Annotated in this window: 22 protein-coding genes; 6 read left to right on the forward strand and 16 right to left on the reverse strand. The window is 65.3% G+C overall.

Features of this window, described 5'->3' with window-relative positions; genetic code table 11:
- Positions 1 to 149: 149 nt before the first annotated feature.
- The 4 genes from ACVIW0_RS39660 to ACVIW0_RS39675 all read right to left on the reverse strand — a co-directional run bounded on the left by ACVIW0_RS39660 (position 150) and on the right by ACVIW0_RS39675 (position 5,761).
- Positions 150 to 965, reverse strand: coding sequence for an exodeoxyribonuclease III (locus tag ACVIW0_RS39660; RefSeq protein WP_461357168.1), 816 nt, complete (start codon positions 963 to 965; stop codon positions 150 to 152).
- A gap of 163 nt (positions 966 to 1,128) precedes the next feature.
- Positions 1,129 to 1,938 carry an outer membrane lipoprotein carrier protein LolA gene (locus tag ACVIW0_RS39665; protein WP_461357169.1) on the reverse strand — a complete coding sequence of 270 codons (810 nt, stop codon included), beginning with the start codon at positions 1,936 to 1,938 and terminating at the stop codon, positions 1,129 to 1,131.
- A 99-nt stretch (positions 1,939 to 2,037) separates the two neighbouring features.
- Complete coding sequence (locus ACVIW0_RS39670) at positions 2,038 to 4,518, reverse strand: DNA translocase FtsK (protein WP_461357170.1); 2,481 nt, start codon at positions 4,516 to 4,518, stop codon at positions 2,038 to 2,040.
- 16 nt (positions 4,519 to 4,534) lie between these two features.
- The gene (locus ACVIW0_RS39675; protein WP_461357171.1) at positions 4,535 to 5,761 is read right to left on the reverse strand and encodes an aminotransferase class I/II-fold pyridoxal phosphate-dependent enzyme; all 1,227 of its coding nucleotides are present in this window, start codon (positions 5,759 to 5,761) and stop codon (positions 4,535 to 4,537) included.
- Between the two features lie 179 nt (positions 5,762 to 5,940).
- Between ACVIW0_RS39675 and ACVIW0_RS39680 the strand changes: the two genes are divergently transcribed.
- Positions 5,941 to 6,282 (forward strand): NUDIX domain-containing protein, encoded by a 342-nt coding sequence (locus tag ACVIW0_RS39680; protein WP_461357172.1) that lies wholly within the window; start codon positions 5,941 to 5,943, stop codon positions 6,280 to 6,282.
- A gap of 290 nt (positions 6,283 to 6,572) precedes the next feature.
- On the opposite strand, the gene ACVIW0_RS39685 is transcribed toward ACVIW0_RS39680, so the two are convergent.
- From ACVIW0_RS39685 to ACVIW0_RS39720, 8 genes are all read right to left on the reverse strand, one after another.
- A complete protein-coding gene (locus ACVIW0_RS39685) occupies positions 6,573 to 6,977 on the reverse strand; it encodes a GFA family protein (protein WP_207834147.1) in 405 nt (134 codons plus the stop codon).
- A gap of 237 nt (positions 6,978 to 7,214) precedes the next feature.
- Complete coding sequence (locus ACVIW0_RS39690) at positions 7,215 to 8,663, reverse strand: ammonium transporter (RefSeq protein ID WP_461357173.1); 1,449 nt, start codon at positions 8,661 to 8,663, stop codon at positions 7,215 to 7,217.
- 39 nt (positions 8,664 to 8,702) lie between these two features.
- Positions 8,703 to 9,041: a P-II family nitrogen regulator gene (locus ACVIW0_RS39695; RefSeq protein ID WP_024583097.1), complete on the reverse strand. Its 339-nt coding sequence runs from the start codon at positions 9,039 to 9,041 to the stop codon at positions 8,703 to 8,705.
- 316 nt (positions 9,042 to 9,357) lie between these two features.
- Positions 9,358 to 9,960 carry an ATP-dependent Clp protease proteolytic subunit gene (locus ACVIW0_RS39700; RefSeq protein WP_461357174.1) on the reverse strand — a complete coding sequence of 201 codons (603 nt, stop codon included), beginning with the start codon at positions 9,958 to 9,960 and terminating at the stop codon, positions 9,358 to 9,360.
- Positions 9,961 to 10,014: 54 nt separating this feature from the next.
- The gene (locus ACVIW0_RS39705) at positions 10,015 to 10,365 is read right to left on the reverse strand and encodes an SRPBCC family protein (protein WP_461357175.1); all 351 of its coding nucleotides are present in this window, start codon (positions 10,363 to 10,365) and stop codon (positions 10,015 to 10,017) included.
- Positions 10,362 to 10,676 carry an ArsR/SmtB family transcription factor gene (locus ACVIW0_RS39710; protein ID WP_016841428.1) on the reverse strand — a complete coding sequence of 105 codons (315 nt, stop codon included), beginning with the start codon at positions 10,674 to 10,676 and terminating at the stop codon, positions 10,362 to 10,364. The genes ACVIW0_RS39705 and ACVIW0_RS39710 overlap by 4 nt, the downstream gene beginning before the upstream one ends.
- A 123-nt stretch (positions 10,677 to 10,799) precedes the next feature.
- Positions 10,800 to 12,119: an ammonium transporter gene (locus ACVIW0_RS39715; protein WP_461357176.1), complete on the reverse strand. Its 1,320-nt coding sequence runs from the start codon at positions 12,117 to 12,119 to the stop codon at positions 10,800 to 10,802.
- Between the two features lie 136 nt (positions 12,120 to 12,255).
- On the reverse strand, positions 12,256 to 12,594 hold the full coding sequence (locus ACVIW0_RS39720; RefSeq protein WP_461357177.1) for a P-II family nitrogen regulator: 339 nt from the start codon (positions 12,592 to 12,594) through the stop codon (positions 12,256 to 12,258).
- Positions 12,595 to 12,876: 282 nt separating this feature from the next.
- Between ACVIW0_RS39720 and ACVIW0_RS39725 the strand changes: the two genes are divergently transcribed.
- Together ACVIW0_RS39725 and ACVIW0_RS39730 are read left to right on the forward strand one after the other, a co-directional pair.
- The gene (locus ACVIW0_RS39725; RefSeq protein WP_461357178.1) at positions 12,877 to 13,773 is read left to right on the forward strand and encodes a DUF4339 domain-containing protein; all 897 of its coding nucleotides are present in this window, start codon (positions 12,877 to 12,879) and stop codon (positions 13,771 to 13,773) included.
- 146 nt (positions 13,774 to 13,919) lie between these two features.
- Positions 13,920 to 14,480 (forward strand): GYF domain-containing protein, encoded by a 561-nt coding sequence (locus ACVIW0_RS39730; protein WP_461357179.1) that lies wholly within the window; start codon positions 13,920 to 13,922, stop codon positions 14,478 to 14,480.
- Positions 14,481 to 14,510: 30 nt separating this feature from the next.
- Here the strand turns inward: ACVIW0_RS39730 and tesB are convergent, their stop codons facing one another.
- Positions 14,511 to 15,371, reverse strand: a complete 861-nt coding sequence (gene tesB, locus ACVIW0_RS39735; RefSeq protein WP_461357180.1) for an acyl-CoA thioesterase II — start codon at positions 15,369 to 15,371, stop codon at positions 14,511 to 14,513.
- 206 nt (positions 15,372 to 15,577) lie between these two features.
- Here tesB and ACVIW0_RS39740 point away from each other — a divergent pair, with 206 nt between their 5' ends.
- On the forward strand, positions 15,578 to 16,798 hold the full coding sequence (locus ACVIW0_RS39740) for a ubiquinone biosynthesis hydroxylase (RefSeq protein ID WP_461357181.1): 1,221 nt from the start codon (positions 15,578 to 15,580) through the stop codon (positions 16,796 to 16,798).
- 83 nt (positions 16,799 to 16,881) lie between these two features.
- On the opposite strand, the gene ACVIW0_RS39745 is transcribed toward ACVIW0_RS39740, so the two are convergent.
- The 3 genes from ACVIW0_RS39745 to ACVIW0_RS39755 form a co-directional block, all read right to left on the reverse strand.
- The gene (locus tag ACVIW0_RS39745; RefSeq protein ID WP_461357182.1) at positions 16,882 to 17,796 is read right to left on the reverse strand and encodes an alpha/beta hydrolase family protein; all 915 of its coding nucleotides are present in this window, start codon (positions 17,794 to 17,796) and stop codon (positions 16,882 to 16,884) included.
- Positions 17,797 to 17,859: 63 nt separating this feature from the next.
- Positions 17,860 to 18,057, reverse strand: a complete 198-nt coding sequence (locus tag ACVIW0_RS39750) for a Trm112 family protein (RefSeq protein ID WP_163162999.1) — start codon at positions 18,055 to 18,057, stop codon at positions 17,860 to 17,862.
- A gap of 46 nt (positions 18,058 to 18,103) precedes the next feature.
- Positions 18,104 to 18,640, reverse strand: coding sequence for a TetR/AcrR family transcriptional regulator (locus ACVIW0_RS39755; RefSeq protein ID WP_461357183.1), 537 nt, complete (start codon positions 18,638 to 18,640; stop codon positions 18,104 to 18,106).
- A gap of 91 nt (positions 18,641 to 18,731) precedes the next feature.
- On the opposite strand from ACVIW0_RS39755, the gene ACVIW0_RS39760 reads away from it, so the two are divergent.
- Together ACVIW0_RS39760 and ACVIW0_RS39765 are read left to right on the forward strand one after the other, a co-directional pair.
- Positions 18,732 to 19,082, forward strand: coding sequence for a hypothetical protein (locus tag ACVIW0_RS39760; protein ID WP_461357184.1), 351 nt, complete (start codon positions 18,732 to 18,734; stop codon positions 19,080 to 19,082).
- A gap of 184 nt (positions 19,083 to 19,266) precedes the next feature.
- On the forward strand, positions 19,267 to 21,801 hold the full coding sequence (locus ACVIW0_RS39765) for a bifunctional diguanylate cyclase/phosphodiesterase (RefSeq protein ID WP_461357185.1): 2,535 nt from the start codon (positions 19,267 to 19,269) through the stop codon (positions 21,799 to 21,801).
- The last annotated feature ends 119 nt before the right edge of the window (positions 21,802 to 21,920 follow it).

Raw genomic sequence — 21,920 nt, forward strand, 5'->3', positions numbered from 1 at the left:
GCGATAGCTGTTGAACCGTCACCCTGAGGAGCGCGCTCTTGCGCGCGTCTCGAAGGGTCGACGGCCACCAGCCGGGCCGATTCATCCTTCGAAACGCGCGTTCCGCGCTCCTCAGGATGACGGAGGACAACCTTCGCGTTGATGCGTCGTCAAACCTCCATCACCGCGGTCACCGGCACATGGTCCGACGGGCGCTCCCAGCTGCGGGCGTCGCGGGTGATCTTGAAATCGCTGACGTGATCCTTCAGCGCGCGCGAGACCCAGATGTGATCGAGCCGGCGGCCGCGATCGCCGACGGTCCAGTCCGCGGCGCGATAGCTCCACCAGGTGTAGACCTTCTCCGACATCGGGATCCGCTCGCGCGCGATGTCGAACCACTCGCCATGCGCCTGCGCTGCGAGCAGCTTCTCGGTCTCGACCGGCGTGTGCGAGACCACCTTCAACAGTTGCTTGTGCGACCACACGTCGTTCTCATGCGGCGCCACGTTGAGGTCGCCGACCAGGATGTGGCGGTCCTCGCCGCGCGGATGCAACGGCTCGCACGCCTTCATCTCGTCGAGGAATTGCAACTTGTGCTCGAACTTCGGATTGAGCGCGGGATCGGGAATGTCGCCGCCGGCCGGCACATAGAAATTATGCAACACCAGCGGCTTTACGAGCTGCGCCTTCTCCCCGAAGGAAACTGAGATGTGCCGCGAATCGATCTTGTCGCAGAACGTCCGGATGTCGGTCGTCTCGAACGGCAGCCGCGAGACGATGGCCACGCCGTGATAGCCCTTCTGCCCGTTCAGCGCGACGTGCTCATAGCCGAGCCGTTTGAAGCGCTTCAACGGAAACGCATCGTCGATGCATTTGGTCTCCTGCAGGCACAGCACGTCCGGCCGCGCGCTCTTCAGGAATTTGGCGACGATGTCGATGCGCAGGCGCACCGAATTGATGTTCCAGGTGGTGACGGAGAACCGCATGAGAACGGCGTCTTAGCACGGTTCTCGATGCGGATTGGCGCTTTGTCCACAAGCAAGAGCTTGTAGGTGCGCAGGGTGGGTAAGCGCAGCGTAACAACCTACCATGCTTGCGCGGACGGAATGGCGGGTTACGCCTTCGGCTGACCCGCCCTACGCATCTCGATTACCCCGGCGAGGACCCCGGATAGGTCGTGAAGTCGATCTTGAACAGGCCCGGGTCGGGCTTCTGCGTCGCATCGAGATTGTAGACGGCAACGGTCGTGTCGTAGCCCTGCGGATCGGTGACGGTCCACTGCTTGAGCTTGCCGTCCTTGGCGCCGATCATCAGCAGGAAGCGGCTGGTGCCGACCAGCGCCTGCTTCTCCTCGATCGTGATGCTGACGAACACGTCGTCGGCGGTGACGCTGATGACGTTGGTGTCCTTCATCAGGTCGATGCGGTCCGACAGCAGATAGCGCAGCGGGGTCTGCGACAGAGGATAGACATCCTGGGTGGCGAGCCTGCGATCGCGCACCGCGACCGAGGAGCCGTCGGCGATCACCTCGATGGTGCTCGGATTGTCATATTCGAAGCGCAGCTTGCCGGGCTTCTGGATGTAGAAATCGCCCTTGGTCTTGGTGCCGTCGGGGCCGACCTGGACGAAATTCCCGACCAGCGTCTGCAGCGACGACAGATAGGCCGAGACCTTGGCGGCCTGCGCCTTCTGGTTGGCGTCGAAGGTCTGGAAGATGTTGGCGGGCACGTTGCGTCGCGGATCGGGAATCACCGGGTCCGGTGGCGGCTGGGTGGCGCCCGTGGTGGTCGGGCCCTTGTCCGCATTGCTCTGCGCGCCGGCGTCCTTCTTCGCCGCTGACTTCGGTGCGGGTTTCGGCGTCGTCGGCGCATTCTGCGCCGTCGCGGCGCCGGCGATCGCGGCGGTGACGAGAAGAGCCAGCGCAGTGCGCGCGCCGCGGTCAATGAGGTGTTTTGCCATCAGATATGTCAGGTCTCTGTTCGACGCTCGTCCCGCTTGGCCGGATTTTATCCCGCCTCTTCCGAGGGAGATATGGTTTTTCCGTGATGATGATCCCGATCAGAACTGGCCTTCTTCCTCGCCGACCAGGATTTCACGCTTTCCGGCGTGATTCGCCGGTCCCACGATGCCCTCAAGTTCCATCCGCTCCATCAGCGAGGCGGCGCGGTTATAGCCGATTTGCAGCCGGCGCTGGATGTAGGAGGTCGACGCCTTGCGGTCGCGCTTGACGATCGCAACCGCCTGCGTGAACAGATCGCCGCCGCCGTCGCCACCCATGCCGGTGGCATCGAACACGGCGCCGTCCTCGTCGGTCGGCTCTTCCGCGGTGACGGCTTCGAGATATTCCGGGGCGCCTTGCGTCTTCAGGTGGCGCACCACCTTCTCGACTTCCTCGTCGGAGGCGAACGGGCCGTGCACGCGGCTGATGCGGCCGCCGCCTGCCATGTAGAGCATGTCGCCCTGGCCGAGCAGCTGCTCGGCACCCATTTCGCCGAGAATGGTGCGGCTGTCGATCTTCGACGTCACCTGAAAGGCGATGCGGGTCGGGAAGTTGGCCTTGATCGTGCCGGTGATGACGTCGACCGACGGACGCTGTGTGGCGAGGATCACATGCAGGCCGGCGGCGCGCGCCATCTGCGCCAGGCGCTGCACCGCGCCTTCGATGTCCTTGCCGGCGACCATCATCAGGTCGGCCATCTCGTCGACGATGATGACGATATAGGGCAGCGGCTCGAGGTCGAGCTTCTCTTCCTCGTAGATCGCCTTGCCGGTCTCCTTGTCGAAGCCGGTATGCACGGTGCGCGTCAGCTCTTCGCCCTTGGCCTTGGCTTCGACGAGGCGGGCATTGTAGCCGTCGATGTTGCGCACGCCGAGCTTGGCCATCCGCTTGTAGCGCTCTTCCATCTCGCGCACGGCCCATTTCAGCGCGACCACCGCCTTCTTCGGGTCGGTGACGACCGGCGTCAAGAGATGCGGGATGCCGTCATAGACCGAGAGTTCGAGCATCTTCGGATCGACCATGATCAGGCGGCACTGGTCCGGCCGCAGCCGGTAGACCAGGCTCAGGATCATGGTGTTGATCGCAACCGATTTGCCGGAGCCGGTGGTGCCGGCGATCAGCATATGCGGCGTGCGCGCGAGATCGATGATGACGGGCTCGCCGCCGATCGTCTTGCCGAGGCACAGCGGCAGTTTCGCCACCGATTCGGTACTCTCCTTCGCGACCAAGAGCTCGCGCAGATAGACCTTCTCGCGATGCGCGTTCGGCAGCTCGATGCCGATCGCATTGCGGCCGGCGACCACGGCGACGCGGGCCGACAGCGCGCTCATCGAGCGGGCGATGTCGTCGGACAGTCCGATCACGCGCGACGATTTGATGCCTGGCGCGGGCTCCAGCTCGTACAGCGTGACCACCGGGCCCGGATTGGCCTTGACGATCTCGCCGCGCACGCCGAAATCCTGCAGCACGCCTTCCAGCGCGCGCGAATTGTTCTCCAGCTCGGCCTTGCTCAACGGCTGGCGATCGCTGGCCTTGGGCGCGCTGAGCACCGAGACCGACGGCAGCTCGAACTTGTCGGAATTCTTCTTCTTGGGCTTCGGCTCGGCCTTCTTGCGCGGCGCGCGGGCGGCGGGAGCTTCCTCCTCGTCCTCTTCTTCCTCGTCGTCGAAGGCCTCAGCCTCCTCATCGTCGTTGTCGTGATCGCCACGCGCGGGCGCGATCGAGGGCGCCGAACGGCCGCCGCCGATATTGGGCTCCTGGCGCTCGAACGCGGCGCTGCGGCCCTGCGCGCCGCTCGACACCAGCGATCTATAGGCGGTGCCGAACAGCCATCCGAGCCGCGCCTTCGCGCTCATCAGCGCGTGGAACAGCCAGCCCAGAGAGACCGAGCTGCGGTCGTTGTCTTCGTCCTCGACGAACGGCTCGTCGTCGTCGGAGATCGGCGTCAGCTCCTCGTCCTGCTCCTTGGCGCCCCAGCCGCACGCGAACAGGAAGCAGGCCGCCATCGCGACGAACAGGATCAGGCCGAGCACGACGCGGTAGATGAAGCCGGGCGGGCCGAACACCACGGCCGGCGCGCGCAGCAACGCATCGCCGACCACGCCGCCGAGCCCGGTCGGCAGCGGCCATGAGGTGTTGTGCGGCCAGCAGCTGGCAAAGCCCGCCGCGATCACCGTGCACAGGATCCAGCAGCCGAGCCGCAGCGCCTCGCGGTCGAACGGGCGATGCGTCAGCATCCGCCAGCCCCACACCGCGACCGGCAGCAGCAGCATGATCGCGCCGAGGCCGAGGATCTGCATCAGGAGGTCGGCGCCGATCGCGCCGGGATAGCCGAGCACGTTGCGGATCGCGCGCGAGGTCGCGTGGCTCAGCGACGGATCCTGCACCGACCAGGTCATCAGCGCCGCGGCGACCGCACCCGACAGCGCGATCAGGCCGAGCCCGGTGAGTTCGCGCAGCCGCCGCGCCAGCGCCTCGCGCAACGAGAGCGGCAGATGGCCGACCAGGGGGATGACACGTTCGATCGCTGGCATACTCAATCTTCGCGCTTGGCGATTAACCCAGGGTTTCGACCAGGCGATGCATCGCCTCGGCCGTCGATTCACTGTCGGAGACCAGCGCGAGGCGGATATAGCCCGCGCCCGGATTGGAACCGTCGCTCTGCTCGCGCGCCAGATAGCTGCCGGGAATCACGCGAACGCCGGCGTTGCGGTAGAGCCTGACCGTCGTCTCCTCGTCGCCGCCGCGGTCGGAGACGTCGAGCCAGACGCAGAAGCCGCCGGCGGGACGCTTGTAGCCGTAGCGGTTGCCGAGGATCTGGTCGGCGAAATCGAACTTGATGCGATAGAGCCTGCGGTTCTCCTCGACATGCGCCTCGTCGCTGTAGGCAGCGACCGCGACATGCTGCAGCGGCACCGGCACCTGCGGTGCGGCGACATTGCGCAGTTCGAGGAATGCGGCGAGAAACTTCCGGTCGCCGGCGGCGAATCCGACCCGCATGCCCGGCAGGTTCGAGCGCTTCGACAGCGATTGGAACGCAACCACGTTGCTGAAGTCGGGTCCGGCGCACTCCAGAATGCTGCCCGGTGCTTCGCGGGTGTAGATCTCCGAATAGCACTCGTCGCTCAGAATCATGAAGCCAAAGCGATCGGCGAGCTGCTTCAGCCGCGTGAAATAGGCGCGCGAGGCGACCGAACCCTGCGGATTGGCCGGCGAGGCGATGAAGAACGCCACGGTGCGCGCCCACGTCGCCTCGTCGATCGCATCGAGGTCGGGCAGGAAACCGTTGGCGAGCGTGGTCGGCAGATGGATCTGCTCGCAGCCGGCGGCGCGCGCCCCGGCGCCATAGGCCGGATAGAACGGGTTCGGCATCAGGATCGCCGGCCGGCCCTTGCGCGGCGAGACGTAGCGTGCCGCCGTGATCGCGGCGAAGAACAGCCCCTCCCGGCTGCCGTTCAGCACCAGCACCTCGCTCTCCGGATCGACCGGGCGCGGCAATTGGAACCGGCTGGAGAGCCAGGTTGCGGCCGCGCGGCGGAACGGCTCGATGCCCTTGGCCATCGGGTAGCGGCCGAACTCGGCGGTGTGCTTCGCCAGCACCGGCCCGACGAAGTCAGGCACCGGGTGCTGCGGCTCGCCTAATGACAGCGTAATCAATGGCTTGGCGGGCTGATACGGCGCCAGCAGCTCGGTGGTACGCACGAATGGGGAACGCTCGGCCTGGCCGGCGGATGCGGCATCGGCGGCGCCCTGCGCCAAGCCGGATGGGGCGGTCATTGCCATGATTGAAATGCCAGCACTTTCACTGCGGTCGGGGGAGTGGGGCGCCGACCGTAAACCGATCAAATCACCATAGATAGGGCGAGGTTAAGACGCGATTAACCATCGGCGGCCCCCGCGATGGGCTGGCGCGTGGTATCAGCGTCGCCCCCAAAAAATCGAACCGAAAATTGCACCGAGACATGATCCACCGCCGCGCCGTCAGGGCGCTCATCACCGGCGATCGCGAAATCCTGCTGCTGCGCATCCGTCCGCCGCACGGCGACTGTTTCTGGATCGCGCCCGGCGGCGGCATCGAGGGCGACGAGACGGCTGAAGCGAGTTTGCGGCGGGAGCTGGCCGAGGAATTGGGGCTGGTCGATTTCGCACCCGGCCCCACCGTCTGGTTCCGTCACCATATCTTCAATTGGAGCGGCCGGCGGATCTCCCAGAAGGAAGAGTACCGGATCGTTCACGCCGATCGATTCGATCCCGTGATGGCCGATGAGGCCGAGGCCAGGGTGTTCGATGGCTTCCGCTGGTGACCGATCGCCGATCTGGCGAGCGCCGAGGAGCGGCTCACGCCGCTGTCGCTTGCCGATGAACGCTATTGCGCGACGGCACGCCGCGCGAGTTGCCGGACGAGGAGGTATTGATCGACTGATTGGCGCGTCACGGTCTGCCCTCTCCTTCCTCCTGAAAGGGGGAAGGTCGGGATGGGGGTCCGCCGCGTAGCCCGGATGAAGCGAAGCGAAATCCGAGGCCGGTCCTTACGCGGGGAGCTTTCCCGGATTGCGCTGCGCTCTATCCGGGCTACGCACCCGATGTGTGACGACTACCGCGCCGGCAGCTTCTCGAATGACGGCTTGCCGTCGGGCACATGGTGGAAGGTCTGCTTGTCGCAGGTGTAGATCGTCATCTGCGGGGTGAACACGCTGGGGTCGTCGAAGGTGCCGACCTTCAGGATGGTGGCCGGCAGGCCCGGCACCTTGGTCACCAGATGCGTGCCGCATTCCGGGCAGAACTCGCGCGTCACGGCGCGCTCGAGATCCTTGCGGGTGAACTGCTTGGGCTGGCTTGCGGTGTATTTGAAGCCAGTGGTCGGCATCGCCATGAACATGTTGGGGCCGCCGCCGGTGATGTACTGGCATTCGCGGCACAGGCATTGCGCCGCCATCATCGGTTCGCCCTCCGCCTCGTAACGCACGTTGCCGCAATAGCACCGTCCCTGCACCTTCATGACGCCTCCCGTTTCTGTTGTCGGTTTCGTTGTAGCCTGTCATTCCACAACGGCAGGCCATTCCGACATTATTTTCTCAGGCGAGAGAAAAAGAAAGGGGCTCCAACTTGCGCTGGAGCCCCTCAACGGTCCGGACATTGCCGGGTATGTGCCCGGACCGTAGTCCTGGGAACGACCGCTTGGGGAGGTCGCGCCCCGGGAGAACCCCGAATTAACGGCCCTCGAGGGCCGTTAATTCTACATGTTGTAGGCGCGCTCCGTGTGCTCGGTGATGTCGAGGCCTTCACGCTCGGTCTCGACGTTGGCGCGCAGGCCGACGATCACGTCGACGATCTTGTAGAGGATCGCCGAACCGATGCCGGACCACACCAGCGTGGTGCAGACGCCCCAAACTTGCGAGATCATCTGCGCCGAGAAGTCGTAATCGGCGACCTTCGGCGGGATCGCGGTGTAGTCGATGATGCCAGCGCCACCGAGCGCCGGGTTGACCAGGATGCCGGTGCCGAGCGCGCCGATGATGCCGCCGACGCAGTGGACGCCGAACACATCGAGCGAGTCGTCGTAGCCGAGCGCGTTCTTCACGACGGTGCAGAAGAACAGGCAGACCACGCCGACCACGAGGCCGAGCACGATGGCGCCCATCGGACCGGCATAGCCGGCCGCCGGCGTCACCGCGACGAGGCCCGCGACCGCGCCCGAGAGCGCGCCGAGCAGCGAGGGATGGCCCTTGACGATCCATTCCGCGAACATCCAGGCCAGCGCCGCCGCGGCCGTCGCCACGAAGGAGTTGGTCATGGCGAGCGCAGCGCCGCCATTGGCTTCGAGGTTCGAACCAGCGTTGAAGCCGAACCAGCCGACCCAGAGCAGCGAGGCGCCGATCATGGTCATGGTCAGCGAGTGCGGAGCCATCAGCTCCTTGCCATAGCCGGTGCGCTTGCCGATCAAGAGGGCGCCGACGAGGCCGGCGATACCCGCGTTGATGTGCACGACGGTGCCGCCGGCGAAGTCGATCGCACCCTTCTTGAAGATCCAGCCGGCGTCGGCGTTGATCTCGTCGAGCTTGGCCTGCGCCGCGGTCTTCGCCGCACCGTCAGCCGCAGCGGCGAGCGCCTTGGCGGCATCCTGGATCGCGTCCGGGCCCGGCCAGTACCAGACCATGTGCGCGATCGGGAAGTAGATCAGCGTCACCCAGAGCGGGATGAACAGCGCGATCGCCGCGAACTTCATGCGCTCGGCGAAGGCGCCGACGATGAGGGCCGGCGTGATCGCCGCGAAGGTCATCTGGAAGCACATATAGACGAGCTCCGAGATGTTGGCGTCGACCGAGAACGTCGCAGCCTTCGAGTCCGGGGTGACGCCCATCAGGAAGGCCTTGGAGAAGCCGCCGATGAAGTCGGAGCCGCCGGTGAAAGCGAGGCTGTAGCCGTAGAGGGCCCAGAGCACGGTGACCAGGCAGACCGTGTAGAACACCTGCGCCAGCACCGAAAGCATGTTCTTGGAGCGGACGAGGCCGCCATAGAACAGCGCGAGGCCCGGGATAGTCATCAACAGCACCAGCACCGTCGAGGTCAGCATCCAGGCGTTGTCGCCCTTGTTGACGGTTGGCTCGGCGTAGGCGGCGGTCGCGGCGAAGAGGCCGACTGCAAGGGCCGCCAGTCCCGCGCCATAGGGACGCTTGAACGTCATGTTATTTCACTCCTGAGGTCTTAAGGTTTGAGCGCGAAATCAAAGGGCCGCGGCATCGGCCTCGCCGGTGCGGATGCGCACGGCGTGCTCGAGGCTGATGACGAAGATCTTGCCGTCGCCGATCTGTCCGGTCTTGGCGGCGGAGGTGATGGCGTCGATGGTCTTGTCGACCTGATCGGAGTTGACTGCGACTTCGATCTTGATCTTGGGCAGGAAGCTCACGGCATATTCGGCGCCGCGATAGATTTCCGTGTGCCCCTTCTGACGGCCGTAGCCTTTGACTTCCGTCACCGTGAGACCGTGAACGCCAATGGCGGTCAGGGCGTCACGGACCTCTTCCAGCTTGAATGGCTTAATGATCGCCATAACAATTTTCATGAGTCCTATCCCCGCTTGGACCCGGTTCGAACGAACACCGGGAGTTTCGACTGAGGTTCACCACGCGGAGGATATCCACTACGCGGGCACAGCCAGGACCCTTAGAATCAAATGCCGTGCCAGTCGGCCGGACTTCGCTAATGGATTATGAATCCGGATATTTTCCCGCTTTGCGGGAGAACGGTGCCCCTGCGCTATTCCGTCGCGCCTAAAATGTAATCAGGCTGGCTCAATTCCTGAGCAAGACAGGCTCCGGACACAATTCTGCCCAGCGGCAGTGCAGCAGAAGGTATTTTAATAAGGTAGTGCCGGGGGATTAGGCGGCATCGCGTGCCGCGAAGACCTTGTCGATCAATCCCCAATCGAGCGCCTGCTGCGCCGACATGAAGTGATCGCGGTCCAGCGTGCGCTCCACGTCCGCCTCGGTGCGCTTGCAATGCTGCGCATAGAGCCGGGTGATGCGCCGCTTGGTCTCCTGCATCTCAGTGGCGTGGATCAGGATGTCGGAGGCCTGGCCCTGGAAGCCGCCGAGCGGCTGATGCACGTGGAGGCTGGCATTCGGCAGCGCGGCGCGGTGACCGGGCTCGCCGGCCATCAGCAGGAACGATCCCATCGAGCGCGCGGTGCCCATGCACAGCGTGTGTACCGGCGCCTTGATGAACTGCATGGTGTCGTACATCGCCAGCCCGCTGGTGATCACGCCGCCATAGGAGTTGATGTAGAGATTGATCGGCTTGTGCGGGTTCTCGGCCTCGAGGAACAGCAACTGGGCGCAGACGAGTCCGGACATCGCATCGTTGACCTCGCCGTTCAGGAAGATGATGCGTTCGCGCAGCAGCCTGGAATAGATGTCGAAGGAGCGTTCGCCGCGGCTCGATTGTTCGACGACCATGGGGACGAGTTGCATCATGTCGCGCATCGGCGACCTCCATGTCTGCAGGTGATGAAGTTCAGCGGGTGATGAAGTCTGGGATCAGGCCGCGCGCATCAGGGCGCGGTTGTTGCTGTTGGCCGCGCGCGGCTGGTTGCTTTCGCAGGCTTCCTGGATGATGCGAAACCGTGTGCCGCCGGCCTCGTTCGGCTCGATCCGGAAGGTGACATGGCTTTCGCGAAACGGCGGCTCGGGCTCGCGCAGCCGGTAACGCACCTCTTCGCCTGCGATCGTTGATTCAGGCTCGGTGCCGGCGAGATCGGAATCCGGCAGCCAGCGTTCGCGCAGTGCCGGAATGGTGACGGCGCGCCAGACCTTTTCGGGCGGCGCATCGAGTTCGTATTCCATCACCAGAGCTGGCTCGGCGTGATCAGGCTTTGCTGCGTCGCTCATTGATCCATGTCCTTCAGCAGGTCGGAGAGGGCTTCGATGCGCTTCGGCCAATAGGCGCGGTAGCGGGCGAGCCAGGTCCCGATGCTGGCGATCCCGTCCGGGTCGACTTCATAGTTCACGAAGCGGCCCTGCCGCTGCTCGCGCACCAGCCCGGCCGCGCGCAGCACCGCGAGATGCTGCGACATCGCCGGCTGACTGATCTCGAGTCCATCGCGCAAGGCGCTGGCGTTCAGGCTGCCGCCGGCCAGCTTCTCGAAGACCTTGCGGCGGGTCGGATCGGCCAGCGCCTTGAAGATATCGGTATCGACCATGCCAACACATAAGCATACACTTATGTGTCGCGCAAGTCGGAACTGTCTGCTTAGCGGCGCTCCTTTGCATGGGGTTGTTTTGCGGATTAGCTCTCGCGGCGCCCCATGCGCTGAGCCCGGCTGCTATTGCAGCGCCTCGCCGTGCTGTGAGATGTCGAGGCCCTCCAGCTCCTGCTGCATCGAGACCCGCAACGGGACGAAGGCAGAGACCAGCTTGAGCAGCGCGAAGGTGATGCCGCCACACCAGACAAAGGTGACGGCGACGCCGTAGAGCTGGATCAGCAGTTGCCGCGGGTTGCCCTCGAGCAGGCCGGAAGTGCCGCCGATCGCCGCGGTGGCGAAAATGCCGGCCAGCAGCGTGCCGGTCAGGCCGCCGATGCCGTGGACGCCGAACACGTCGAGCGAATCGTCATACTGGAAGCGATGCTTCAGCCAGGTGCAGGCCCAGAAGCAGACCAGGCCGGCAATGATGCCGATGATGATGCCGTGCCACGGCGCGACGAAACCGGATGCCGGGGTGATGGTGCCGAGCCCTGCGACCGCACCCGAGATCATGCCGAGCACCGACGGCTTGCGCCGCGTCGCCCATTCGATCGCGCCCCAGGTCAGCGCGCCGGCGCAGGCTGCGAGATGCGTGGCGGTGATCGCCAGCACTGCGCGCGAATTGGCCGCCAGCGCCGAGCCGCCGTTGAAGCCGAACCAGCCGACCCAGAGCAGGCCGGTGCCGACCACGGCGAGCGACAGGTCGAACGGCGACAGATTGTCATGGCCATAGCCGTGCCGGTTGCCCATCACCTTGGCCGCGACCAGGCCACTGATGCCGGCGGAGAGGTGCACGACGAGGCCGCCCGCGAAATCCAGCACGCCCGTCTGGGCGAGGAAGCCGCCGCCCCACACCCAATGCGCCAGCGGCACATAGGCGAAGATGAACCAGCCGATCGAGAACAGCACATAGGCGGAGAACCGCATGCGGTCGGCGACCGAGCCTGCGACCAGCGCCACCGTGATGATCGCAAACGTCATCTGGTACAGCATGAACAGCGCTTCCGGGATGGTCTTCGCCGCCGGGTTGACGCTGTCCATGGTGATGCCCGCCAGGAACCAGCTGTCGAGCGAGCCGAGCCATGGGCCATTGCCGACGAAGGTCAGCGAATAGCCGAACGCGACCCAGAGACTCGAAATGATCGCGACCGCCGTGAGGCTCTGCGCCATCGTCGCCAGCACGTTCTTCTTGCGCACCATGCCGGAGTAGAACAGCGCGAGCCCGGGGATCGTCATCATCAGCACCAGCGCGGTGGCGACGATCATCCAGGCGGTGTCGGCGGCGTTGATGCCGGAATTGGCTGCGGCGTCTTGCGCTGACGCCGGCGTGCCCCACACCAGCAGCATTGCAGCAGTGATCGGCGCAGCTGATATCGCTGCACGAAGAGCCCGTGCCCCCATCATCATTCCCCGGCGTGTTGTCGTTTTGTGGTGTGGATGTTTGGCGTGCGCCGGCGTCGTTGCCGGCGGTGATGTTTGTTTGAGCATGACCTATTCGGAAAACCGGTTTCCACTTTTCCGGGTCATGCTCCAAGCTTCAGAGCGCGTCGTTGTCGGTCTCGCCGGTGCGGATGCGCAAGGCGTGGTCGATCGGCGTCACGAAGATCTTGCCGTCGCCGATCTGGCCGGTGCGGGCGTGCTGGGTGATGACGCTGACCGCCTGCTCGACGAGGCCGGAATCGACCGCGATCTCGATCCTGAGCTTGGGCAGGAAGTTCACGACATATTCGGCACCGCGGTAGATCTCGGTGTGGCCCTTCTGGCGGCCATAGCCCTTCACCTCGGTCACCGTCATGCCGTGGACGCCGATCGCGGTCAGCGCCTGGCGCACCTCATCGAGCTTGAACGGTTTGATGATCGCGACGACGAGTTTCATGGTTCAGGCCTTCATTCCCTTGAGGTTTCCCGTGTGCGCCTGTCCCCGGCGCGGCAATTTGCCGTTCCCGGCGTTTCACGCCCGCCAAATCTGGCAGCTTTCTGGGCAAATGGCATAAAAAAGTTGCAGGTTGAAGCGGAAAACGTGCGCAGCGGGTGAACTCCGTCACTGTACGGGACGACAACCGTCCGCCACAATGTGGCTTTCCCGCCCGGCCAGCGCCCCCCGCTGGCTTACTTTGCTACCGCGTGTGCGTAGGCGCGCCCCCGAGGAACCACGATAATGTCCGACCGAAACTGGTTTTATGCATCCGAAGGCCAGCAAAAGGGCCCCCTGCCTGAAGCCCAGCTCCGCGACCTGATCACCCGTGGCATGGTGGGGGCCGATACCCTGGTGTGGACCGAGGGCATGGCCGGCTGGCAGAAGGCCGGGGAGATTCCGGGGCTCGTCCCGAGCGCCGCCGTCGCCGCGCCGCCGGCATTCCCGCAAGCCGGCGGACCGCCGCAGGTGGCGGCATCCGGAGACTACAGCGGCGGGGCGCTGTCGGCCGACTTCCCGATCTGGGGGCTGTTCGGCCGCAGCCTGCTGATGTTCATCGGCCAGATCTTCGTCATCCCCGCGCCGTGGACCGCGACCGGGCTGTATCGGTTCGCGATCCCCTATATCCGCGTGCCGGGCCGGCCGCATCTCGCCTTCACCGGGCAGCCGCTCGACATCTGGTACGCCTTCATCGTGCTCGGCCTGCTGACCTATGCCGGTGCGGCCAACAGCAATATCGTCACGTTGCTGTCGCTGCTGTTGCAGGGCTTCCTGAGCTGGATGATCGTCCGCTGGATCATCGGCCATCTCTCCTCGCGCGGCCAGGATCTGCCGATCTCGTTCAAGGGCAGCCCGCTTGCCTATGTCGGCTGGTACGTCGCGATTGTGATCTCGACCATCACCATCATCGGCTGGGCCTGGGTGATGACCGCATGGATGCGCTGGATCTGCAGCAACATCGACGGCACGCGCCGCGAGGTCAGCTTCAATGCGACGGGGCTCGAGGTGCTGTGGCGAACCATCGTATTCACGGTCGGCTTCGCCTTCCTGATCCCGATTCCGTGGGTGCTGCGCTGGTACGCCAACTGGTTCGTCTCGCAATTCGCGCTGACCGAGCGCGGTGCCACCGCGGACGTGTAAGCTGACGCGGCGCTCCCTCTCCCTTCACGTCGCAGGGAGAGGGGCAGCCACATCAACGAGCTGGAAGCGTTCGCGCCATGCTGACTTTCTCGCCTCCGTTTACGTTGGGTGATGTCCCGCCATAGTATTCGCCTCGAGGCTCCGACATGTTCGACAGGTCCTGGTTCTATGGATCCGACGGCCAGCAGAAGGGTCCGTGCTCAGATGCCGAGTTGCGCGACCTCATCGCCAGGCGAAAGGTGACCGCGGACACGCTGGTCTGGAGCGAGGGAATGGCCGGCTGGAGCAAAGCTGGCGACGTTCCAGGTCTCTTGACCAACGCGCAGCAGCCAGTGAATTCCTTCGCTCAAGGTGAGGCCGGGTTCGGTCCATCATTGGCCACCGGCGGCCCGCCGCAGCGTCAAGCGTTGGCGGCGGCAAAGCTCCAGGAGCTGGACGTCACGCTCGGGAGATTGCTGAGGATCTACTGGCTGTTTATCTGGCGATCGTTGCTCGGATCGATCCTGATTGGCGCGGTGCTCGGGTTCATCATCGGCTTTGTGCTGGCTGTGCTCGGTGCGCCGAAAACCCTGGTCCAATCCACAACTGGCCTGGCCGGCGCAATTGTCGGCTTCATCTGGTCGATTGTCTGCCTGCGGATGGCGCTCGAAAAGAAATACAGCGACTTCAGGATCGCGCTTCTGCCGCGCGAGATCGGGCGCGACTGATCGCACCGGCGACGCGGCGTGACGTGACTGCTATTTGCGCTCGCGCACCGAGCCTTCCTGTGCGACGGATGCCACCAGCGTGCCGTCGGGCTTGAAGATCAGGCCACGGGTCAGGCCGCGGCCTGATTGTGCGCTCGGCGAATCCTGCGCGTAGAGCAGCCATTCGTCGGCGCGGAACGGGCGGTGAAACCACATCGCGTGATCGAGGCTCGCCGGCATCATGCGCTTGTCGAACAGCGTGCGGCCGTAGCGCGCCATGACGGCATCGAGCAGCGAGAAATCCGAGGCATAGGCCAGCGCGCACAGATGCAGCGCCGGATCGTCGGGCAATTTCGCCGCGGTGCGGATCCAGACATGGATGCGGCCGTCGTCGATCTTCTGGCCGAAATAGCGGCCGAGCTCGACTGGGCGCAGCTCGATCGGCCGGTCGCTCTCATAGTAGCGGCGGATGAACTCCGGCATCTCCTTGAACATCGGCTGCTTGGACACTTCCTCCGCGGTCAGCTTCTCCGGCGGCGGCACGTCGGGCATCTTCTCCTGGTGATTGAAGTTGGTCGCTTCATCGGCATGGAACGAGACCATGATGGAGAAGATCGCGTTGCCGTGCTGGATCGCGGTGACGCGGCGGGTCGAGTAGCTCTTGCCGTCGCGCAGCCGCTCGACCTGGTAGATGATCGGGATCTGCGGGTCGCCGGGCAGGATGAAATAGCAATGGATCGAGTGAGGCAGCCGGCCCTCGACGGTGCGGCACGCCGCGACCATCGCCTGGCCGATCACCTGGCCGCCGAACACGCGCTGCCAGCTTGTCTTCGGACTGTTGCCGCGGAACAGATTCACCTCGAGCTGCTCGAGATCGAGGATGGACAGCAGGTCGATCAGGCTCTTGGACATCGGTGATGCTCTCTATCCGTCATTCCGGGGCTCGCGAAGCGAGAGCCCGGAATCCATTCGTCCACGAAGATGCGGCTTGATGGATTCCGGGTTCTCGCTGCGCGAGCCCCGGAATGACGATCGGGCTTGTTTCTGCCCCCTGTTTCGCCCAGCTATAATCAGGTAGCAAGCACAGTCTGGTGGCGTCGGGCGCGTAAGGAAAAGGCATGCCGGCACAACGAAGTATCGTGATCTGCGGGGGCGCGTTTGCGGGGCTAGCGCTGGCGGTGGCGTTGCGCCAGGGGCTTGGGCCGGACGTCCCGGTCATCGTGGCCGATCCGGCGCTGAGCCAGCGTCCCAGCCGCGACCCGCGCGCCACCGCCATTGTGGCGGCCTGCCGGCGGCTGTTCGAGACCCTCGGGGTCTGGGGCCAGGTGGCGCCGACCGCGCAGCCGATATCAGACATGGTGGTGACCGACTCCAAGCTGGAGGACGCGACGCGTCCGGTGTTCCTGACCTTCGCCGGCAATGTCGAGCCCGGCGAGCCGTTCGCCCACATGGTCGAGAACCGCTATCTGATCGATGCGCTCGCGACGCGCGCCGAGGCCGAGGGCGTCGAGCTGCGCGCGACTGCGGTGTCGAGCTTCGCCTCACGGCCCGACGGCGTCAGCGTCCGGCTCGCCGAGGGCACCGAGATCGACGCGAGCCTGCTGGTCGCCGCCGACGGCGCTCGCTCGAAGTTGCGCGAGCGCGCCGGGATTGCGACCCATGGCTGGGACTATGATCAATCCGGCATCGTGGTCACGGTCGGGCATGAGCGCGAGCACCACGGCCGCGCCGAGGAGCATTTCCTGCCCGCCGGTCCGTTCGCGATCCTGCCGCTGACCGGCAACCGCTCGTCGCTAGTGTGGACCGAGACGCGCAGGGAGGCCGCGCGCATCACGGCACTGAGCGATGAGGAATTCCACGCCGAGCTCGAGCAGCGCTTTGGTTTGCATCTCGGCGAGATCAAGGCGCTCGACAGGCCGCGCGCCTTCCCGCTCGGTTATTTCGTCGCGCGCTCGTTCATCGCCGAACGCCTGGCATTGATCGGCGACGCCGCCCATGTGATCCATCCGATCGCGGGGCAGGGGCTCAATATGGGCCTGAAGGATGTCGCAGCGCTCGCCGAGGTCGTGGTCGATGCGGCGCGGCTCGGCATGGATCTCGGACAGGCCGATGTGCTCGAGCGCTATCAGCGCTGGCGGCGCTTCGACACGATGGCGATGGGCGTTGCCACCAACTCGCTGAACTTCCTGTTCTCCAACGAATCGACACTGCTGCGCACCGTGCGCGACATCGGCTTGGGCCTGGTTGATCGCACGCCACCGCTGAAGAGCATGTTCATCCGCCAGGCCGCCGGACTGTCCGGCGAGGTGCCGCGGCTGCTGAAGGGCGAGGCGTTGTAGCGCTTGCTCGATGCCGTAGCCCCGATGCAGCCAACGGGTCGCGCGGATGTGCGCGCGATGGCTTCATCCGGGCTACGCGCGCCTCACTTCGGTGCAATGAAGGCCGCCACGGCGTCGATCATATCGGGATCGAGCGGCCGCTCCGGCTCATCGTAGCTCGCCACATCGTCCGCCGCGTCGGTGACGTCGACCAGCACGTGATTCATGTCCGGCAGCCACAAGGACTTGGCGGCGATGTCGGCGGTGGTGAGCGCGAGGAAGTCGAGCCGCGCCAGCTGATGGTCGCGGCCGCCTGCGATGATCAGCGTCGGCCCGGTGATCTTGCGCATCGGCTCGATCGGATCCTCGGTGAAGGCCGATGCGATGGCGGGCTGCAGCGCGGGCGAGATCGCGAGTCCCGTCGGCGGCGGGTCGACGATCTGTCCGGCCATGATGTCCTCGATGGCCTTTCCGATCGGCGCGAACTTGTCCGGCGGCAGCTGCTTTTCCAGCTGCGCCTTCAGCAGGTCGCCCTGCTTGCGCGCCGCCGTTGCGAGCAGGACCAGCCGGTCGACCGGCACGCGCTGTGCGGCGAGGATCGCAACCAGGCCGCCTTCGCTGTGGCCGACCACCGCGACATGCGCGAACCTGCCGCTGCCGCGCAGATTGTCGATCAGCGCGGCGGCATCGCTGACGAAGTCCTTGAAGCGAAAATCCTCGGGACGGCCGAACTCCTTCTTCCATTCGCCGGCGCCGCGCTTGTCGTAGCGCAGCGTCGCGATGCCGCGCGCGACCAGTTGCTCGGAGAGTTTCTTCAAGGTCGCCGGCTTGAGCTGCGGCCCGTTGCCATCATGATCGGTCGAGCCGGAGCCGGCGATCAAGAGCGCCACCGGCGGCCTTGCGACATCGGGCGGGACCGTCAGCACCGCGTCGATCGGGCCGACGCGCAGCCTGCTCTCGTCGGCTGCCGCGCTCGTCAATGCGACGAGCAGCAGCAGCCATGTGACGAGGGCGCGCATGCAGTCCTCTTATTGGAGCATGATCTTTTCGGAAAACCGCTTCACACTTTTCCGGATCATGCTCTAGTCAATCTTGCGGGCCTCTTCAGGCAGCATGATCGGGATGCCGTCGCGGATCGGATAGGCGAGCCTGGCGGAGCGCGAGATCAGCTCCTGCCGCGCGGCGTCGAATTCCAGCGGCCCCTTGGTGATCGGGCACACCAGGATTTCGAGCAACTTCGGGTCGGCGGTGCTCTCGAGATGGTCAGTCGTCGAATTCATTGTGATCTCCGGCTCGTCGTCCTGTAGCACATCCCGGCGCGCGCTGTCAGCGGCTGGCGATGCGCAACAGCTCGTCGATTGCGGCCTGCTGTCGTGCTTTCGGCAGCGTCTGCTCGGACAGCGCGTAGCCGATGAACGCCCAATAGAGGATCTGTGCGCGGCCGCGCGCCACCTCGTCGGGGAATCCGGCCTGCCGCAGCAGGGTCTCGATATAGCCGATCCGGCGCTGGTCGACCTCGAGCACGGCAGCGTGAGCCGCGGCATCGGCGGTGGCCCAGCTGCGTACCGCGCGCTCCAGCGCCAGCCGCGCCGAGAAGGTGCGGCGCAGCAGCAGCGCCAGCGCATCGCCGCCTTTCGGAATGGTCTCGAGCTCGGCGATCACCTGTTCGGCAGCGACCTCGCGCCAATGGGTCAGGATCGCCGCGCGATAGGCGCCGATGTCGGCGAAATGCCAGTAGAAGCTGCCGCGCGAGACGCCCATCGCCTTGGCCAGCGGCTCGGCCTTGAGCGCCGTGAAGCCGCGCCGCGCCAGCGTCTTCAGACCCTGATCGAGCCAATCCCTGGCTGAGAGCTGTTCGGTCATGGTTCCCCGTCGGCGACGACCATACACAAGTGTATTGACAGGTGCCAGCGTCCGGTGTCTCATCTATACAGTACTGTATGGAGACTTCGCGATGCGTGATGTTCTGCTGCAAGGCGCCGGGCTCATTGCGATCCTGGTCAGCCTGATCCATGGCGTTCTCGGCGAGACCAAGATCTTCGCCCGCGCCACCGTCGAGCCGCCGCGGCTGCGCCTGTTGCTTCGCCTGGTCTACCAGGCCGGCACCGTCGCCTGGATCGGCGGCGGCGTGCTGCTGATCGCCGCGCCCGCGATGGCCTCCGATGCCGCGCGGCACTGGATCGTGGCGACACTCGCGGTCGTGTTCGGCTTCGCCGCGCTGGCGAACGCTCTCGCGACCCGCTTCCGCCATTTCGGCTGGATGGCGATGAGCGCGGTGGTCGCGCTTGCCGCCGCCGGCTACTAGCGAGCGCTGACCTCAATGCCTGAAGACGTGCATTTCCCCACGAGCGCGAAATTTATGGGGCCATCAATTTCCGTGCGGAATCGGCTTACGCGCGGATAACCATGCCACTGAAAGTTGCAGAAAATTATCGAGAAGACAATTCAATCGGCCTAGCCTGTCTGTGCGGAAAACCATGGACCGGCGCATGTTTCGTGTTCTGACGTGTCTTTCGGGTGAGCATGACTGGCGGCTCGTTCTGCTCGCCGGGCTGGTGTGCTTCGTTGCCAGCATCGTTGCGGTCAACATCTTCCATCGCGCGATCGCGTCGCAAGCGCGGACGCGGCTGATCTGGATCGCGATCGCAGGCGCTGCGATCGGCTACGGCATCTGGGCAACGCATTTCATCGCCATGCTCGCCTACGAGCCGGGCGTGCCGACCGGCTACGGCATCGTCCTCACCGGCCTGTCGCTCGCCGCGGCGATGACGCTGACGTCCGGCGGACTCGGCCTCGCCGCCAGTGATACCAGTCCATGGCGCGCACCGGTCGGCGGCGCGGTGATCGGCGCCGGCATTGCCAGCATGCATTATCTCGGGATGTGGGCGCTGGAAGTTCCGGGCCACGTGGTCTGGTCGCTTGACCTCGTGGTGGCATCCGTCGTGCTCGGCATGTTGTTCGGCTACGCTGCGCTGGCGGTCGTGGTCCGCCATCAGGACCGCTGGATGTCGCTCATCGCGGCGCTGCTGCTGACGCTTGCGATCGTGTCGCATCATTTCACCGCGATGGGCGCGGTCGGGATCGTTCCGGATCCGCTGCAGACGCCGGCGGCGCTGTCGCTCTCTCCTGCCTTCCTCGCCATCGTGATCGCCGGGGTCGCGCTCTCGGTGCTCGGGATGAGCCTGGTCGGCGTGCTTGCGGACCGCCGCCTCGCGCTTCGCACCCGCCGCTTCGAGGAGATCATCAGCCAGTTGTCGCTGGCGCGCCAGCAGGTTGAGGCGTCGCAGAAGGAGCTTGAGGAACAACGGCTCCGGCTGGATACGGCGATCAACCACATGGGCGAGGGCCTCTGCATGTTCGATGCGGAGAAACGCCTTGTCGTGTGCAACGAGCGCTACGCCAAGATGTACCGGCTGCCGCCCGAGCTGCTGCTGCCCGGCACGGCGCATCGCGCGATCATCACGCATCGGATCGCCAACGGCATTCTCAAGGGCGAGACCAGCGACCGCGCCGCGACGCAGGTGCTCGCGACATTGAATGCACTGCCGGCCGACGAGATCAGCAGCCGAGTCGACGAGCTTGCCGACGGCCGGCTGATCTGCGTGACGCGGCAGCCGATGCCCGGCGGAGGCTGGGTGGCAACGCATCGCGACGTCACCGAGCAGCGGCGCGCCGAGGCCAAGATCACCCATATGGCGCAGCACGACGCGCTGACCGATCTGCCGAACCGCGTGCTGCTCAAGGAGTGGATGGAGCAGGCGCTGTCCGGCGCGCGGTGCGGCGGACCGAGCCTTGCGGTGCTGATGCTCGATCTCGATCGCTTCAAGGAAGTCAATGACACGCTCGGACATCCGGCAGGCGATGTGCTGCTCAAATTGGTGGCCGGGCGGCTGCGCAGGTGCGTCGGCGACACCACGCTGGTCGCCCGGCTCGGCGGCGACGAGTTCGCGGTGATCGACTATGTCACCGATCCGGTTACGGAAGCGGGCCTGCTCGCCGAGAAGATCAAGAAGGCGCTCAGCGAGCCGATCGATCTCGGCCATCATCGGGTGACCACCACGACCAGCATCGGGATTGCGATCGCGCCGCGCGACGGCGCCGATTCGGACGAGGTGCTGCGCAGCGCCGATCTTGCGCTCTATTCGGCCAAGACCGGAGGGCGTGGCTCGTTCCGCTTCTTCGAGCCGGAGCTCGATCGGCTACTGCAGGCCCGGCGCAGCCTCGAGCGCGACATGCGCAGTGCGCTCGCCAACGGCGAGTTCGAGTTGCACTATCAGCCGTTCATCCATGTCGCGAGCGGGGAGACTTGCGGCTTCGAAGCGCTGTTGCGATGGCACCATCCGCAGCGCGGCATGGTGCCGCCGGTGCAGTTCATTCCGCTGGCGGAAGAGACCGGCCTGATCGTGCCGCTCGGCGAATGGGTGCTGCGCACCGCCTGCGCGGAAGCCGCCAAATGGCCCGATCATCTCAAGATCGCGATCAATCTGTCGCCGGTGCAGTTCCGGAGCCCGGAGCTCGTCCCGGTGATCGTCCACGCGCTGGCAAGCGCGGGAATATCGCCCGACAGGCTCGAGCTCGAAGTCACCGAAACCGCCATCATCCAGGACGCCGAAGCGGTGTTCGCGGCGCTCAGCCAGCTGCACGATCTTGGGGTGCGGATTGCGCTCGACGATTTCGGCACCGGCTATTCGTCGCTGAGCTTCTTGCAGAAGTTTCCGTTCGACAAGGTCAAGATCGACCGCAGCTTCGTGTCCGAACTCGCCAGCGCAACCGACGAGTCGCGCCGGATCGCGCGCGCGATCGTTCGCTTTGCGGTCAGCCTCGGCAAGACGACGACGGCCGAAGGCGTCGAAACCAGGGAGCAGCTCGACATCCTGCGCGCCGACGCCTGCGTCGAAGTGCAGGGCTTCCACTTCAGCCCGCCGGTGCAGAGCGAGAAGGTCGCGCAAATGATCGGCGGCCGGGCCCAGGCCACGGCCGAACGCCCCGCGGTTCGCCTCGCAATGGCGGGCGCCGCGTCCTAATCGAAGGCCGGCGCCGGCTACGCATGAGGCGTAAGGCCGCAGCGAGCGCGCAAAACAAATTGGCTCATGGAGCGCAAAGCGGTTTTCGCGACCGTTAGAATTTCTCTAAAGCCTGCTGC

The organism is Bradyrhizobium sp. USDA 4454, assembly GCF_054822705.1.